Source organism: Streptomyces monticola (assembly GCF_042665355.1).
Classification (GTDB): Bacteria; Actinomycetota; Actinomycetes; order Streptomycetales; family Streptomycetaceae; genus Streptomyces; species Streptomyces monticola.
The window spans coordinates 219,790-234,462 of the sequence record NZ_JBHTCF010000010.1; the positions used below are offsets into that span (position 1 = coordinate 219,790).

Below are 14,673 nucleotides of genomic sequence, written 5' to 3' on the forward strand. Positions count from 1 at the left end.
AGGCGCCCGCTTCACCAACACCCGGCAAAAAAGACTTCCCAGTACATTCAAGGGCCGTCAAGAAGTCCCGCTCACGAGCGCGGGCAGGGGCAAGCTGGCATTCCCCACGCAGTTCACTGCAACTGGAAAGCACAGCAGGCATGAAACACACCGCGGCCATCCATCGGGCCGCCGCCCTGTTCCTCCAACACCCCGGCCCTCACTGGCCCGAGCGCCTGCGCCTGACGCGGGCATCCCTGACGGGCCTGCCGGGCGACGAGGCGGAGATACTGCGCCGCTTCTGCGACACGGTCACCGGCCTGCCCCAACAGGAGCTTGCCGCCCGCTACATGGCCACCTTCGTCCGCGGCCGCCACAGCCTGCACCTGCCCTGCCGCACCGACGCCGACGGCCGTCACCGGGCCGCGTCCCAGTTGCGCTGGCAGCGGCTCTACCGCGAGCACCACTGGCAGCCGCCCGCCGGTGAACGTCCCGACTTCCTGCCGCTGGTCCTGGAGTTCAGCGCCCGCCACCCCGCCGCCGGCCGCCGGGCACTCGCCGAGCACCGCGCCACGCTTGAGCTGCTGCGGATGGCTCTGGCCGAGTGCCGCAGCCCGTACGCCGATGTCCTGGCGGCGATCTGCCGCACGGGCGCTCCGGCAGGGCAGACCACCGGGGATGCGGCAGGGCCGACCACCGGGCATGCCGCGGGGCACCCGGCGGGGCTTCCGCCGGAAGAACTTCGGGCCGAACTTCCGGCAGGACTCCCTGCGGGGCTTTCGCCCCGACGTGAGCGACTGCTGGCCGTACCGAACTGACCGACGCACCGAGGCGGCGGCCCCGGCTCAGACCCCGCCGGGGTCCTGGTGGACGGCTTCGAGCGCGAGGAAGGTCCCGCCGCGGGCCGCCGCGGCGAACCCCAGGGTGGACAGGCGCACTTCGCATCCGCCGGCGTCGGGTGCCATCACCCGGGTGCGGAGCACTTCGCGGACGCGCTCCACGATGAGGTCTCCGATGTGGGTGAAGTAGCCGCCCAGGACCACGACCCGGGGATTGAGGACGTCGGCCAGGAGAGCCAGGCCGAGGCCGAGGTCCTCGGCCACCCGGTCAAGGGCCTCGCGGGTGCGCGCGTCACCGGCCTCGGCGCGGCGGCTCAACTCGCCCAGGCGGCTTTCGAGTTCGGCGGACGTGTCGTGGATCCGGTCGCCGGTGTCGGCGGCCAGGCTCAGGATCGCGTCCAGGCCGACCATCACCTCCCAGCAGCCCGACCGGCCGCAGACGCAGGGCCGGCGCCGCGGGTCGAGGGGCATATGGCCGACTTCGCCGGCGAATCCGGTGGCTCCGCGCAGCAGGCGGCCGTCACTGATGATGCCGGCGCCGATGCCGCGTTCCCCGGTGATGCACACCATGTCGCGTATGTCCGTGCCCTGGACCAGGGCGTATTCGGCGAGCGCGGCGAGTTTCGCGTCGTTGTCCACGGCGATCCGTGGCACCGGCTCGGGCAGCCGGGCCCGCAGGCCTTCGGCCACCGCCACGTCGTGCCAGCCGATGGCGGGCGCGTAGGTGACGGTGCCCGTGGCGACGTCGATGACACCGGGCACGGCCAGGGTGAGGCCGATGGGGCGGATACCGTCGCGGGCGAGCGCCGCGTGACAGGCGCGGATCTCCCGCGCGGTCAGATCCAGTACGGCCTCCGCGCCGACGTCGGCGACCGCGACGGCGGCACGGTGTTCGAAGACCTGGTCGCCGCTCGGCGTCAGCGCGAGGACATGGACGTAACTGGTGCTGATCTCCACGCCGATGCCGCAGATGTGGCCGCCGTCGATGTGCACCAGGGTGCCGGGGCGGCCCACGCTTCCTTCGCGCTGCGCCGGGCCTTCGCGTACGAGGCCGAGGGAAACCAGTTCGGCGACGAGGGTGGTGACGGTCGGTTTGGGCAGGCCCGTGTCGACGGCGATCTGCGCGCGCGAGCGCGGTCCCGCGTCCCGCAGGATGCGCAGCACGACACCGAGGTTGGTGCGCCGGATGGAGGCCCGGCCCCGCGGGCCCGAGGGTCCGGTGAGTGCGGCGTACGACGGGGTCCGCGCGCGGGTGGATTCCTCTTTCACCGAGTCATGCTCCCAGTTTCTCGTGGGTCCGGCACCGCTTCCGGGCTCGCGACCGGGCCGGCCTCGCGCTCATGATCGCAAGCGCGCGGCGCCGTCGGCAGGGGGTGCCGGGATCTCGCTCGTGCGGCTGCGTCGGGTGTCTTGACAGCCCTTCCATTAATTCGGATTCTATTTGAACTAATTAGCGCGACGCTGTGAACCCCCGAACCTCCCTCAATCCAGGCTCCCTTGGACCGTCCTGCCCGACGGGCGGTCCAGGCATGAGAGGAGCATCTGTGTCAGCTCGTCCCAGAACGAAGGCGTTCGGCACCCTCGCCGCCATCGGCGCGGTCCTGTTCGGCACCCTCGCCGGCGGCCCGGCCTCGGCCGATTCCACCGGCCGGTCCGAGTCCGCCGCCGGCAAGGCCCCCGCGTACACCGTCTCCATCGGCGCCAAGGGCTCGTGGACCCACCCCGACGACACTCCGGCCGGCACCTACATCGACAAGAACGGCGCGTTCCACTACCAGTCCGCCCACGCCCTGTACGGCGCGGACGACCCGCGCAAGTGGACGTTCTACAGCGGCAAGGACTTCGACTCGGCGACCCGCGACGCCAAGCTCAGCGACGCGGTCAACCCGGCCAACTCCAACGACCGCAACAACGACACCACGTGGCGGTGCAACAACAGCCCCACCGGCCGCGAGTCCACCTACGCCCCCGACACCTCGCACTACGCGCAGAAGAACTACTGCGACCTGATGGGCGTTTGGGTGGATCCCGACACCGGCGACTGGTACGGCCTGGTGCACAACGAGTTCACTCCGAGTCCCTTCGGCGACGGCCTGCACTACGACGCGATCGACTACGCCGTCTCCAAGGACCAGGGCAAGACGTGGGCGATCAAGGACCATGTCCTGACCTCGCCCTACAGCACCAAGCGCGGCGACAACGAGGCCTTCCCGCACCAGACGTACCACTACGGCAACGGCGACGCGCGGCTGTTCGTGGACACCGCGTCCGGGTACTTCTACGTCTACTACAACTCCCGCGTGATCCCGAAGGGCGGGCAGCCGGGCGGCTGGACCGACGGCAGCCGTGCGCATGTCGCCCGCGCCCCCATGTCGGCGAAGATGGCGCCCGGGTCCTGGAAGAAGTGGTACGACGGCAAGTGGTCACAGCCCGGAGTCGGCGGCCTGGAGAGCAACATGGAGCCGGTCGGTGACGGCAACACCACGGGCTACACCGCTGTCGAGCACGACTACGACCCGGCCAACCCCGGCACCATCAAGGAACAGCAGGACGCGGGTGAACTGCCCGCCAAGTCCGACCTGTTGACGATGAACATCGCCTACAACGCCCATCTGGGCCTGTACATCGGCCAGCCCGAGGCCATCGTCCAGGACAGCAAGGAGCCACAGCGTTTCTACGCCACCGACGATCTCGCCACACAGAAGTGGAAGCTGATCGGCGACTCCGGCTCCTACAAGACGGGCTCCTGGTACCGCTGGATGCTCGACTCGGTGAACAAGACCGGCTCGACCGTCGTCGGCAAGAAGTTCCGCAGCTACTGCTCGTTCCAGTGCTCGAACGGCGCCGACGGCGAGTACTACGAGACCACCATCGACACCGACGCCCCGGCCGCACCCGTCGACCCGGGCAAGGCCTACACGATCGCCGCAGGCAACGGCAGGTACCTCGCGCAGGCCTCCGGCGGCACGGCGACCACGTCACAGGCCTCCGGCGACTCCGGCCTGAGCAAGTGGGTGTTCACGTCCAACGGCGACGGCTCGTACCGTATCGCCAACGGCTCCACCGGGCAGCTCCTCGGCGTCGACGCGAAGTCCGATGCGGGACGCGCCTGGGCGGCCAAGCCCACCGCGACCGACGCTCCCGCCGACGGGCCCACGGTCGGACAGCAGTGGTTCGTCATCCCCAACACCACGACCGACGACAAGCCGACGGGAACGTACCGCCTGGTGAACCGCTACAGCGGGCTCGTCATCGGCCTCTCCGCCGACCAGGACCGCCGCGCCGAAACCACCCCCACGCGCGCGTGGACCAACACCACGGGCAACCCGGTGGGCGGCAACCGCACCGCGGCCGAGCAGACCCTCAGGCTCACCGCCACGGGACCGGCCGGCAAGTCCTGACCGCGGCCGGAACAGCCGGTGGCGGTGCTCTTCCCGGCCGGGAAGAGCACCGCCACCGCCGGGCCCTCTCGCCCCGCCACCGCCCGGCCCCCTCGCCCCGCCTCCGGCGTCCCCCGCGCCAACTCCCCGCCCCCGCCTGCCTGTCGGCCGTGCTGCAAGGAGCCCCCGCGTGCCTGCCCGGTACCACCTCAGATTTCAGCTCCACCCGACCTCCGCCGCTCCGCACCAGGCAGCCGAACTCGCCAAGTTCTGCCTGGAGTCGGGGGTCGAAGAGGTCGTACTCCTCCTCGCGGCCGAGGAGTTCCACAACGGACACCCCACCGACGCCGAACAGGATCTGCTGTACGACGCCACCGCCGTCGCCGCGGACGTCCTGCGCGACGCGGGCCTCGGAGTGAGCCTCAATCCCTGGGTGACCACCGGACACGCCGACCGCGGCCGCCACGACCGCCATGGCTTCGCCCTCATGTCCGGCCCCGACGGCGGATCCGCGACCGGCCAGGCATCCTTCGCATGCCCGCGCTGGCGATCCTGGATCACCGCGCACTACGCCCGTTTCGCGGGCCTCGGCTTTCGCGTCCTGTGGCTGGAGGACGACTTCCGCTACCACAATCACGCCCCGCTCACCTGGGGCGGCGGTTTCGAACCGCTCATGCTGGACCGGCTCGCACTACTCGTCGGCGAGGCGGTGACGCGCGAGCAGGTCGTGGCGGCCGTGACCGCGCCGGGAACACCGCACCCGTGGCGCGCCCTGCTCCAACACGTCTGGCACACCGCACAGTTGGAGGTCGCCGCGCTCGTGGCCGAGGCCGTCACCCGGCACTCGGACGGACGGTCACGGCTCGGCCTGATGAGCTCGGATCCCGGCGCCCACTCGGTCGAGGGCCGCGACTGGCCTGCCCTGTTCGAAGCGCTCACGATCGGGGGCGAGGTCAGCCAGCGGCCCCACTTCGCCCCCTACAGCGACGCCCCGGGCCGGACGCTGAGCCGGTCCGTATGGCTGCTCGAAATGCAACGGGCGCTGCGTCCGGCCCACGTACGCACCGAACCGGAGATCGAGAACTGGCCCCACACCACCTGGTCCAAGTCCGATACACAGACCTGGTCGGAGATGGTCACCGCACAACTCTCGGGCGCCGACGCGCTGTTCCTCAATCTCCTGCCCTCCCCATCCGGCCACGCCCAGCGCCACCCGCGCGTCGCGGAGCTGCTCAAGCGCTCGCGCCCCGCCCTCGACCATGTGGCCGACCACCATCGAAGCGAGTGGCCCACGCTGGGCGTGGGGCTGCCCGTGGCCCCGGACGGGGCCGCCCATGTGCGCACGGCGCGCGCCGGTGATCTCGCGGATCTCGCCCCGGATCCCGGAGCCGCCGCGGACTTCCTCCTCCGCCACGGCATTCCCGTCACGGCCGAACAGGCCCCCGTGAACGTGCTGTTCGGCCAGGCGGCCCGGTCCTTCGACGACGCACACCTGCGCCGGCTGCTCTCCGGCGGCCTCCTGATCGACGGCGTCGCCGCGCACGTGCTGACCGAGCGCGGCTTCGGCGCGCTGCTCGGCGTGACCGTCACGGAGATCACCGGACGCGACGAACCGTCGGCCCCCGGCCCCTACTCCGTCGAGCGCCTCCTGCCCGCGGTGCCCGTGGCCGGACACGACGACGGCTCCGAGATCCACCTGAGCGTCAATCTGCAGCCCGCACTCGCCCGCCTTCGCCCCGTCGCGGACGCCGAGGTGTGGAGCACCGTCCTCACCGCAGATCTACGCACATGGGGCGCGGGCCGCTGCGTGTTCAGCAACGCCATCGGCGGCCGTGTCGCGGTCCTCGCCGCCACGGCACCGGAGCTGCTGCCCTGCGACGACGACGGCCAACGGCTGCTGCACGCGACAGTCCGCCACCTGGAGGGCGAGGCACCGGACCTTCCCCTGGTCAGCGGCGGTCCGCATCTGATCCCCCGCCTGGCGCGAACGGAACACGGCCGGCACCTGGCCATCGCCAACGGCAGCGCCGACCCGGCCCGCCCCCGGATCTCCTTCCCCACCGCCCCCGCCACGGCCGGGGCGACACTCCTGGCTCCCCTCGCCGCCCCCTCCCTCGCCACACTGACGGCCGCCGCCGATTCCCCCACGCCTTCCCCACCCTCGATGGCGCCCACGACTCTCACCCTCGACCAGGACCTCCCGCACCGCGGCTGGCTCCTCGTCCGGACGGCCGACGGCGTGCAGCGCTGAGCGAACTCCGGGCGAGCGGAGTCGTGTTGGCGCTCCGGCGCCGCCCGCCCGGTTCTGTGTCAGCGTACGGAGACCGGCTTCAGGCCGTAGGCCGTGAGGCTCGTGATCCGCATCGGGCCGCCGCTTGTGTGGGCGCGCAGGGCGCGGGCGCCGGGGTCGGGGAAGATCTGGTCGGTGAGGCAGACGGATCCGCCGGCCGCGTACACCTCGACGGAGGAGGCGTCGACCAGGATGCGCAGGTCGAGCCCGCCGTCCGGCAGCGCCACCGGAGCGCGGTGCACACCCGGGAAGTCCGCGTCGAAGTCGACCGCGCCCGAGGCGGTGCGGTCGATGAACAGCTCACCCGCCGACGTGTCGTAGCCGATCCGGGTGTACTGGCCGCCACCCGCCCGCACGTCGATGCCGAAGGACGCCGTGGCCGCGGAGCCGGGCGCCAGGACAGCTTCGAGTTCGTAGAACTGGCCGGAGTCGGCGAGGAGTTCCTCGGTGCCCTCGGCCACGGTGGTGTCGGCCAGGGACAGCAGGGGGTCCGTGCGCAGCGAGGTGAGCTCGGGGACGGGCTCCTGGGCCAGGCTGCCGTCGCGCAGGGAGAGCTCGCGGGGGAAGCCCATGGCGCCGCGCCACGGAGAGGTGGGGATGCGGTCGGCGTAGAGCCAGTTGTTCATCCAGGGAACGAAGACGCGGCGGCCGCCGGGGGCGTCGTTGTACGTGATCCCCGCGTAGCAGTCCGCGCCCCGGTCCACCCACCGCTCGCCCTGTCCCGGGTCCGCGGCGAAGACACGGCCGTCGAAGGTTCCGGTGAAGTACTGGGTGGCCGAACCACCGGCCGGGCCACCGGGGTTGATGCTGACGAGCAGCACCCAGCGGTCGCCGAGCGGGAACAGGTTGGGGCACTCCCAGACGCCGCCGGTGGCACCGGTGGGGCCGAAGTCGCCCAGCTGCTCCCAGGACTTGAGGTCGGCGGACGCGTAGAAGCGGATCTTGTGCTCGATGGGCAGAGCCACGGCCATCACCCAACGGCCGCTGCCCTCGTGCCAGAAGACGCCCGGGTCGCGGAATTCCTTGGAGCCGATGTCGAGGACCGGGTTGCCCGCGTACTTGGTCCATGTCTCACCCGCGTCGGTGCTGTAGGCCAGGGACTGCCGCTGGAGCCCCGTGGCGTCCTTCAGCGTGCTGGTGTAGACGGCGACCAGGGGCGGCGTGCCGTCGGTTCCGAGGCCGCTGGTGTTGTGCTCGTCGTACACCACAGAGCCCGAGAAGATCATCTCCTGCGCGTCGTGCGGGATGGCGACCGGACGCTCCTGCCAGTGCAGCAGGTCGGAGCTGACGGCATGGCCCCAGGACATGTTCCCCCAGACGTCACCCTCGGGGTTGTACTGGAAGAACAGATGCCACAGACCGGCGTGATGGATGAGCCCGTTGGGGTCGTTGATCCAGTTCCGCGCCGGTGAGAAGTGCAGCCGCGGGCGGTAGGTCTCGGCGCGGACGCGGGCGGTGGCGGCCGACGCGCTGCCGAAGGCGGCGTCCCACGGCACGAGGGCGGCGGCCGAGACGCCGAGTGCGGCGCTGAGGAAAGCGCGGCGGCCGGGGCCGGTCCGGGGCCGCCCGTGCGCGGGAGTGCTCGGGTCGTGGCCGTGCGAAGGGGACGGGAACGGCATGGGATTCCTCCACAGTGCGGAGCTCCCCGTCAAGGATCCGAGGAGCTGAGAAACCCACTGCACCGGGCCGTTCCCGACCGACCGGACATGCGACAGCGGATGGAAGCCGAAGGGCTTGGGCAACGGCGCCTGCCGACGGGCCGTGCCACCGCAACGGATACGCGGACGCCTCCCGAAGACGTCCGGCCGTGACCTTAAGCGGCCGCACGGACGAAAGTCCAGACTACGTGCGTCAGTTGACGACGCGGTCAGTGGGCGACGCCGTCAGCGGGCGGCGTCACCAGTGGACGGTGTCACCAGTGGACGGTGTCACCACCGGCTGTGTCACCAGCGGGCTGTGTCACCAGCGGGCTGTGTCACCAGCGGGCTGTGTCACCAATGGGCGGCGTCAGTTGGCGCGGACGCAGCCGCAGGACGCCCGGTGCACGAAGGTCGGTTCGAGGAGCACGGTCCTGCGCTTCCCCTCGGGATCGGCTATCCGCTCGATGAGCAGCTCCACCGCCTGCCGCCCCGTGGCCTCCACCGGCTGGGCGATGGCGGTGAGTGCGGGTTGCAGCAGATCCGCCCACTCGAAGTCGTCGAAGGCGCACAGAGCGACGTCCGAGGGAACCTTCAGGCCGAGTCGGGTGAGGGCCCGCAGGACGCCCAGGGTCATCTGGTTGTTGCCGGTGACCAGGGCGGTGGGCGCGTCCGGCGCCGACATCAGGCGCAGGGTGGCCAGTTCGGCGGGGTACGCCTGGGAGTCACCGGCCACGACGAGGTCACTGCTCGCCTCCAGCCCCTTGCGCTCCATGCCGCACCGCCAGCCGCGCAGCCGCTCACTGCTGGTGCGCAGGCTGCGCCGCCCGGCGACCATGCCGATGCGGTGGTGGCCGAGGTCGGCGAGGTGGTCGACGAGACGGGCGGTGGCCTCGACGTTGGCGGTGGCGATCTGGTCGAAGGCGGGCGAGGCGCAGCGGTCGATGAGCACGGTGGGCAGGCCGGCGTTCTTCACGTAGCGCAGGGCGGCGCCGCGCGGGCCGGTGGAAGTGGCGAGCAACAGGCCGTCCACGCGGCGCTCGTGGAGCATCCGCACAACGCGGAGTTCCTCGGCGGGGTCGTCGTGGGTGTCCGCCATCAGGAGGGTGTAGCCCGATGCCCGGGTGGTGGCGTCGACGGCGGAGACGAGCTCGGCGAAGTGGAAGTTGCCGACGGCGGAGACGGCAAGGCCCAGGGTCAGGGTGTTCGAGGTCTTCAGGGAGCGGGCCACGGTGTTGTGCGTGTACCCGGTGGCGCGTACGGCCTCGAGCACCGACGCACGGGTCTCCTCGCTGACGTGCCTGGTCGCGTTGATGACGTGCGAGACGGTCGAGACCGAAACTCCGGCCCGTCGGGCGACGTCGGCCATCTTCGCCATGGGCGGCTCCCTGAGGTGGTGCGGTGACTGTATGCCGTGACGCCGTGCGGTGACGTCATGCGTGTGGCTCATGCGGTGACTGACGCTGTGCGGTACGAACGTGATCGTACGCGAGCCTCTTCAGACAAACGATTGCGCAAACGCTTGCGCGCAGCGGATCGCCGGGCCACCATGCTTCACCGGGCCGGTCGCTTCCCGACCGGACGTCCGGGCACTCAACGACGCGTGCCGCAAAGGGCGTCCGTGACCGGACCGGAACCCGCACGCTGCCGTCTGCAGCCACCGCTCGCAGCCGCAGCAGCAGGTCCGTCGCCCCGCCGAGCCGACTCAGGGCGGGGCGAAGGACCGCGACGCCTCGCATCGCGCCAGGCACACGTACTCGCGGTCATGCGACGGGCGCACCCCTGCCCGCGCGCTGACTGCTCGGCATGCCCGCACGCCCGTATCCCTGCCTCCCGGCACGCCCGTACCCCTGCCTCCCGGCACGCCCGTACCCCTGCCTCCCGGCACGCCCGTACCCCTGGGTCCCGGCGCGTACGTACCCCTGCCTCCCGGCACGCCCGTACCCCTGGGTCCCGGCACGCCCGTATCCCTGCCTCCCGGCACGCCCGTATCCCTGGGTCCCGGCGCGTTCGTACCCCCGGATCCGGGCACGTCCGTGCCCCTCATTCCGGCCTGCCCTCACCCCGGCATGCCCGCGTCCCTGCGAGGGCCTGTCCTGGCTCTCCTCCCCCGCCCCTCCAGCCCTCTTCTCCAGCCCCAGACCTCTCCTTCAGACCACTCCTCCAGACTCCGGAGTCGCCACCATGTCCCATGCCAGCGCCACCGCCGTCCCGCCGGCTCCCCCCTCGCTCAGCCGGGCCGCCCGCCGCTCGCTGCTCGGCGCCTCAGCCGTCGCCGCCCTCGGTGGCTTCCTCTTCGGCTACGACACCGGCATCATCTCCTCGGCACTGCTCTTCATCGCCCCGGAGTTCGGTCTCTCGGACGGTATGCAGCAGATCACCGTCGCGTCGCTGCTCCTGGGCGCCATCGTCGGCGTCCTCGGCGCGGGCGCCGTCACCGATGCCGCGGGCCGTCGGCGCACCCTCCTCGCCGGGGCCGCCGTCTTCGCCATCGGCGCCCTCGGCTCCGCGGTCGCGCCCGGAGTCGAAGTCCTGATCGGCGCCCGCCTTCTGCTCGGCCTCGCCATCGGTACGGCATCGCTCACCGTCCCCGCCTACATCGCGGAAATAGCCCCGGCCCACTCCCGCGGCCGGCTTGTCTCCCTCAACCAACTCATGATCACGGTCGGCATTTTCGTGTCGTATCTGATCGGTTATCTCTTCGACGACTCGGAGGGGTGGCGCTGGATGCTGGGGCTCGGTCTGCTCCCCGCGCTGGCCATGCTCTTCGGCGTCTGGCGGCTGTCCGAGAGCCCGCGCTGGCTGCTCGGCCGCGGCCGCCGCGAGGAAGCCCGCGCCGCCCTGCTCCGCACCCGCAGCCCCGAGGCCGCCGACGCCGAGATAGCCGAGATCGAGGCCCTGGCCGCGGCCGAGACCCGGACCAGCTACCGGGACCTGTTGCGCCCTGCGATGCGTCCGGCCGTCATCCTCGGCGTCGTCGTGGCGGCCACGAACCAGCTCGTCGGTGTCAACGCCGTGATCTACTACGCGCCCACCATGCTCAAGCAGGCCGGCTTCGGCAGTTCCGCCGCGATCCTGTCGTCACTCGGAATCGGCCTGGTCAACATGGTCCTCACGTTCGCCGCGCTGCTCCTCGTCGACAAGGTGGGCCGGCGCCCCCTGCTCCTGGGCGGCACCTCTGTCGTCGTCCTCGCCCTGGTCCTCCTCGGCGCCCTCTACCTGGCGGGCGACGGCGGGCGGCCCGCTTCCGGCGGCCTCCTGGTGGCAGGCCTCTGCCTCTACATCGCGGCCTTCGCCCCCAGCCTCGGCCTGGCCATCTGGCTCATCAACAGCGAGATCTTCCCCACCGCCGTCCGCGGCAAGGCCAGCTCCTTCGGCAACGTCACCCACTGGGGCCTCGACTTCGCCATCTCCCTCACCGTCCTGACCACCATCAACGCCCTCAGCCCCACAGGCCTGTTCTGGATCTACGGCGCCTTCGGTGTCCTCGGAGTCCTCTATCTGCACCGCAAGCTGCCGGAGACCAAGGGGCGGAGCCTGGAGGACATCTCCGCCTCGCTGCGGGGCTGACTTCTGCCGGGTCACCTCAAGGTGCCCCAGTCACCAAGAAGTGCGTTCTTCCACGCCGTCGGCCACTCTCCTACGGTTCTCGGGTAACGAGAAGTGACCACGAAACCAAGGGACCGCACATCACCACAGGTCTCATGGCGAGGAGGAGGCAGGCCATATGGCCATCACCCTGGTGAACCCCGGCGGACTGCCCGAGATCGATGTCTACCGGCAGATGTCGATCGCATCCGGGACACGCCTGGTCTTCATCGCCGGGCAGGTCGCCTGGGACGCCGAGGCGTCACGGTCGGCGAGGGCGACCTCGCCGCGCAGGTCGAGCAGTGCTGCCTCAATATCCACACGGCCCTGGCCGAGGCCGGCGGTTCCTTCGACGACGTGGCGAAACTGACCGTCCACGTCGTCGACTGGACCCCCGACAAGATGCCCGCGCTCCTGGAGGGAATCTCCCGGGCGGCCACGAAGCTGGGAGCCACCCCGGTCCCGCCGGCCACACTGCTCGGCGTGGCGGCCCTCGACGTTCCCGCCCATCTGGTCGAGATCGAAGCCACCGCCGTCCTCGACTGAAGGGGTGCTGAAGGGGTGCTGAAGGGGACTGACAACGCCACGCCTACCGCAGTGGTTTACGTCGATCTCAACCCTGCGTGTGACGCGTGAAGATCCGGACGGTCCGTAGCTTCGGTGGTGACACACAGATCCGTGCACCAGGCACGGAGGAAACGGGGGAACGACTATGCGTACACCGAAGTACCAGGCCGTCATCGGTTCGGCCGCCATCGTCCTTGCGGGCGTCCTGGCCGGCGCGGCTCCGGCACAGGCCGCCCCGGTCGCACCCGCCGCGGGCGGTACGGCACCCGCGTGCATCGACCGCAGCGGTATCAGCAACATCCCCGACGGGGGCATGCACGGCTACGTGTACAACTACTGCGGCAAGCCGATGACCGTCAGGATCATCGTCGACTCCTGGCGGGACACCTCCTGCCAGACCATCCCGAACGGCGGGGGCAAGTTCTTCCACACCGTCGGCGGGCGCTACGACCGAACTGCGGTCTGCTGAGGCCGGATCAGCCAGGAGGGGACCGCGGCGCGGTCCCCTCCGCACCCCGGCTACTCCAGCCACGCCCCCTCGCGCATGATGACCCTGCCGCGCAGTTCCGGCTCGCCGCGCCAGGCACGCACCGTCTGCGGCACCACGCGCAGATACGTGAAGGAAGGGTCCTCCGTGCGCGGGTCCCATCCGAACTTGGCGGCGAACGCGTCCGCCGCGTCCCCCGGCACCTCGTGATCCGGGAAGCACTCCGCCTCTCCCTGGAGCAGCACGGCGTCAAAGGTGTCCGGCAGGGACAGGCGCACCCGCGGTTCGGTGCGGACATTGCGCACAGTCGCGGAGTTTTCGCCGGTACACATCCACACCGCTCGCCCATCCCACGAGAACCACAACGGAACCTGGTGGGGCCCATGCTGAGGGTGCGCCGTCGCCACCCAGACATCGCGTTCCGCGGCGAGCCGGTCCAGCGTCTCGCGCCTGCGCTCCGCCGCCGGTCTGCGGACGGTATTCGTGTTCTGCATGGGCACCGACCCTAGCCAGCAAGATCACACCGCACATGGGCCCACGGCCCTACGTCGCACGACCGACACAGGGGGTCAGTCCCGCGTGCTGATCCGGTACGCGAGGGCACCGGCCGCGCCCTCGGCCGGGTCGGTGGCGAGTTCGAGTCGTTCCGAGCCGCTGGTGAGCCGCAGGTTCTTCTGCAGGGGCTGCTCACCGCAGCTCACGCGCTGCACGGCCTTCGACCTGCCGGAGGTGACCGTGACGGTCGCCGATCCGTGTCCGGCGCAGGCGAGTTGGACGACCAGGACCTTTCCCCGAGTCGTGGCGTCGTCCTGGACCATGTTCGTGCCCTTGAGGTCACCAGCGCCCCCGGCGACGAAGCGCCTGTCCTCCACATCGGGCAGAACACTCCCGGCCGTGTCCATCAGCCGCCGCATGTCCTTCGACCGCTCACTCGGCGAGGACTTGGACGGCTTCGCCGGATCGGGCGCCCGACTGCCTCGGCGCTGCCCGTCCCCGGCGTCTGCCGTGTCCGCGGTGCAGCCGCCCGCACCTAGGGACACCCCAAGCGTCAGCAGTACCGCGATCCCCGTGCTCAACGCCTTGTTCATGGTCCGCCTCCCCGTTGCGCCGACTCCTTGGGCCGGACCTGAAGGATCTTGCCAAGGCCATGGGCACACGAACCCCGACTTGAGCGAAACCAGAGCCAGGGATCTCCTGCTTGGAGCGCTTCCGCGCTCGGGCCGCGGTACCCACAATTTGTTTCATGTATTAGATTTCTCTCGGCCGCACACTCCGCTGACCAGCGGCCGTGAGGAGCGAGCTGTGGCCGGCAAGCCGGCAGCGTCCACGGGCGGCAAGGGTGACGCGGTCGACGGGATCATCGAGGACTGGCGGCGCGAGCGCCCCGAGCTCGACACCGATCCCCTGCGCGTACTCGGCCGCCTGCACCGGTCCTTCACCCGCTACCAGGCCCTCATGGCCGTGCCCATCGACCAGTACGGACTTTCCCTCGCGGGTTTCGACGTGCTCACCGCGCTGCGTCGCGCCGGTGCGCCGTACCGCCTCACGGCCGGTGAACTCGCCGCTTCCGGGCTGATCTCCTCCGCGGGGGTCACCTTGCGCATCGACCGCCTGGAGAAGGACGGTCTCATCGTGCGGGAGCGCGACGCCAAGGACCGGCGTGTGGTCTACTCCCGGCTCACCGACGAGGGCCTGCGCGTCATCGACGAGCTGTTCACCGAGCACCTCGAGAACGAGCGCCGCATGCTCGCCGGTCTGTCGGAGCGCGACTGTACCCAGCTGGCCCGGCTCCTCGCGAAGCTGGAGCGCTCCCTGGCCGCCGCGGAACCCGAGGACACCGAAGGCTGACCCGCGGTCGGCACGCGTGTCCGGGCGCCGGTTCCCCTGAACCGGCGCCCGGACACGT

Annotated in this window: 11 protein-coding genes and 1 pseudogene; 7 read left to right on the forward strand and 5 right to left on the reverse strand. The window is 70.9% G+C overall.

The features are described 5' to 3' along the window. The first annotated feature begins 140 nt into the window (after nucleotides 1-140). Entirely contained in the window at nucleotides 141-797 is a 657-nt protein-coding gene (gene narJ / locus ACFQVC_RS23610; protein ID WP_381833717.1) for a nitrate reductase molybdenum cofactor assembly chaperone, read from the forward strand. Between the two features lie 27 nt (nucleotides 798-824). Here the strand turns inward: narJ and ACFQVC_RS23615 are convergent, their stop codons facing one another. Continuing rightward, nucleotides 825-2,087 carry an ROK family transcriptional regulator gene (locus ACFQVC_RS23615; RefSeq protein WP_381833720.1) on the reverse strand — a complete coding sequence of 421 codons (1,263 nt, stop codon included), beginning with the start codon at nucleotides 2,085-2,087 and terminating at the stop codon, nucleotides 825-827. A gap of 275 nt (nucleotides 2,088-2,362) precedes the next feature. Between ACFQVC_RS23615 and ACFQVC_RS23620 the strand changes: the two genes are divergently transcribed. Next, a complete protein-coding gene (locus tag ACFQVC_RS23620) occupies nucleotides 2,363-4,219 on the forward strand; it encodes an RICIN domain-containing protein (RefSeq protein WP_381833723.1) in 1,857 nt (618 codons plus the stop codon). A 169-nt stretch (nucleotides 4,220-4,388) separates the two neighbouring features. Then, complete coding sequence (locus ACFQVC_RS23625; protein WP_381833726.1) at nucleotides 4,389-6,449, forward strand: hypothetical protein; 2,061 nt, start codon at nucleotides 4,389-4,391, stop codon at nucleotides 6,447-6,449. A 59-nt stretch (nucleotides 6,450-6,508) separates the two neighbouring features. On the opposite strand, the gene ACFQVC_RS23630 is transcribed toward ACFQVC_RS23625, so the two are convergent. Beyond that, on the reverse strand, nucleotides 6,509-8,107 hold the full coding sequence (locus tag ACFQVC_RS23630; RefSeq protein ID WP_381833729.1) for a glycoside hydrolase family 32 protein: 1,599 nt from the start codon (nucleotides 8,105-8,107) through the stop codon (nucleotides 6,509-6,511). Nucleotides 8,108-8,495: 388 nt separating this feature from the next. Beyond that, entirely contained in the window at nucleotides 8,496-9,503 is a 1,008-nt protein-coding gene (locus ACFQVC_RS23635; RefSeq protein WP_381833731.1) for a LacI family DNA-binding transcriptional regulator, read from the reverse strand. 806 nt (nucleotides 9,504-10,309) lie between these two features. On the opposite strand from ACFQVC_RS23635, the gene ACFQVC_RS23640 reads away from it, so the two are divergent. The 3 genes and pseudogenes from ACFQVC_RS23640 to ACFQVC_RS23650 all read left to right on the forward strand — a co-directional run bounded on the left by ACFQVC_RS23640 (nucleotide 10,310) and on the right by ACFQVC_RS23650 (nucleotide 12,749). Next, nucleotides 10,310-11,695 (forward strand): sugar porter family MFS transporter, encoded by a 1,386-nt coding sequence (locus ACFQVC_RS23640; protein ID WP_381833734.1) that lies wholly within the window; start codon nucleotides 10,310-10,312, stop codon nucleotides 11,693-11,695. 157 nt (nucleotides 11,696-11,852) lie between these two features. Next, a pseudogene (locus tag ACFQVC_RS23645) lies at nucleotides 11,853-12,259 on the forward strand (RidA family protein). A gap of 166 nt (nucleotides 12,260-12,425) precedes the next feature. Continuing rightward, nucleotides 12,426-12,749 carry a hypothetical protein gene (locus tag ACFQVC_RS23650; protein WP_381833737.1) on the forward strand — a complete coding sequence of 108 codons (324 nt, stop codon included), beginning with the start codon at nucleotides 12,426-12,428 and terminating at the stop codon, nucleotides 12,747-12,749. Between the two features lie 50 nt (nucleotides 12,750-12,799). On the opposite strand, the gene ACFQVC_RS23655 is transcribed toward ACFQVC_RS23650, so the two are convergent. After that, nucleotides 12,800-13,261: a pyridoxamine 5'-phosphate oxidase family protein gene (locus ACFQVC_RS23655; protein WP_381833740.1), complete on the reverse strand. Its 462-nt coding sequence runs from the start codon at nucleotides 13,259-13,261 to the stop codon at nucleotides 12,800-12,802. A 75-nt stretch (nucleotides 13,262-13,336) separates the two neighbouring features. Further along, complete coding sequence (locus tag ACFQVC_RS23660) at nucleotides 13,337-13,855, reverse strand: hypothetical protein (protein WP_381833743.1); 519 nt, start codon at nucleotides 13,853-13,855, stop codon at nucleotides 13,337-13,339. Nucleotides 13,856-14,069: 214 nt separating this feature from the next. Between ACFQVC_RS23660 and ACFQVC_RS23665 the strand changes: the two genes are divergently transcribed. Then, a complete protein-coding gene (locus ACFQVC_RS23665; RefSeq protein ID WP_381833746.1) occupies nucleotides 14,070-14,615 on the forward strand; it encodes a MarR family winged helix-turn-helix transcriptional regulator in 546 nt (181 codons plus the stop codon). The last annotated feature ends 58 nt before the right edge of the window (nucleotides 14,616-14,673 follow it).

Excerpts from the sequence above, each read along its gene's own strand:
- ACFQVC_RS23630 (WP_381833729.1), bottom strand. The coding sequence starts at position 8,107 with ATGCCGTTCCCGTCCCCTTCGCACGGCCACGACCCGAGCACTCCCGCG.
- ACFQVC_RS23640 (WP_381833734.1), top strand. The coding sequence starts at position 10,310 with ATGTCCCATGCCAGCGCCACCGCCGTCCCGCCGGCTCCCCCCTCGCTC.
- ACFQVC_RS23635 (WP_381833731.1), bottom strand. The coding sequence starts at position 9,503 with ATGGCGAAGATGGCCGACGTCGCCCGACGGGCCGGAGTTTCGGTCTCG.
- ACFQVC_RS23655 (WP_381833740.1), bottom strand. The coding sequence starts at position 13,261 with ATGCAGAACACGAATACCGTCCGCAGACCGGCGGCGGAGCGCAGGCGC.
- ACFQVC_RS23650 (WP_381833737.1), top strand. The coding sequence starts at position 12,426 with ATGCGTACACCGAAGTACCAGGCCGTCATCGGTTCGGCCGCCATCGTC.
- ACFQVC_RS23660 (WP_381833743.1), bottom strand. The coding sequence starts at position 13,855 with ATGAACAAGGCGTTGAGCACGGGGATCGCGGTACTGCTGACGCTTGGG.
- narJ (WP_381833717.1), top strand. The coding sequence starts at position 141 with ATGAAACACACCGCGGCCATCCATCGGGCCGCCGCCCTGTTCCTCCAA.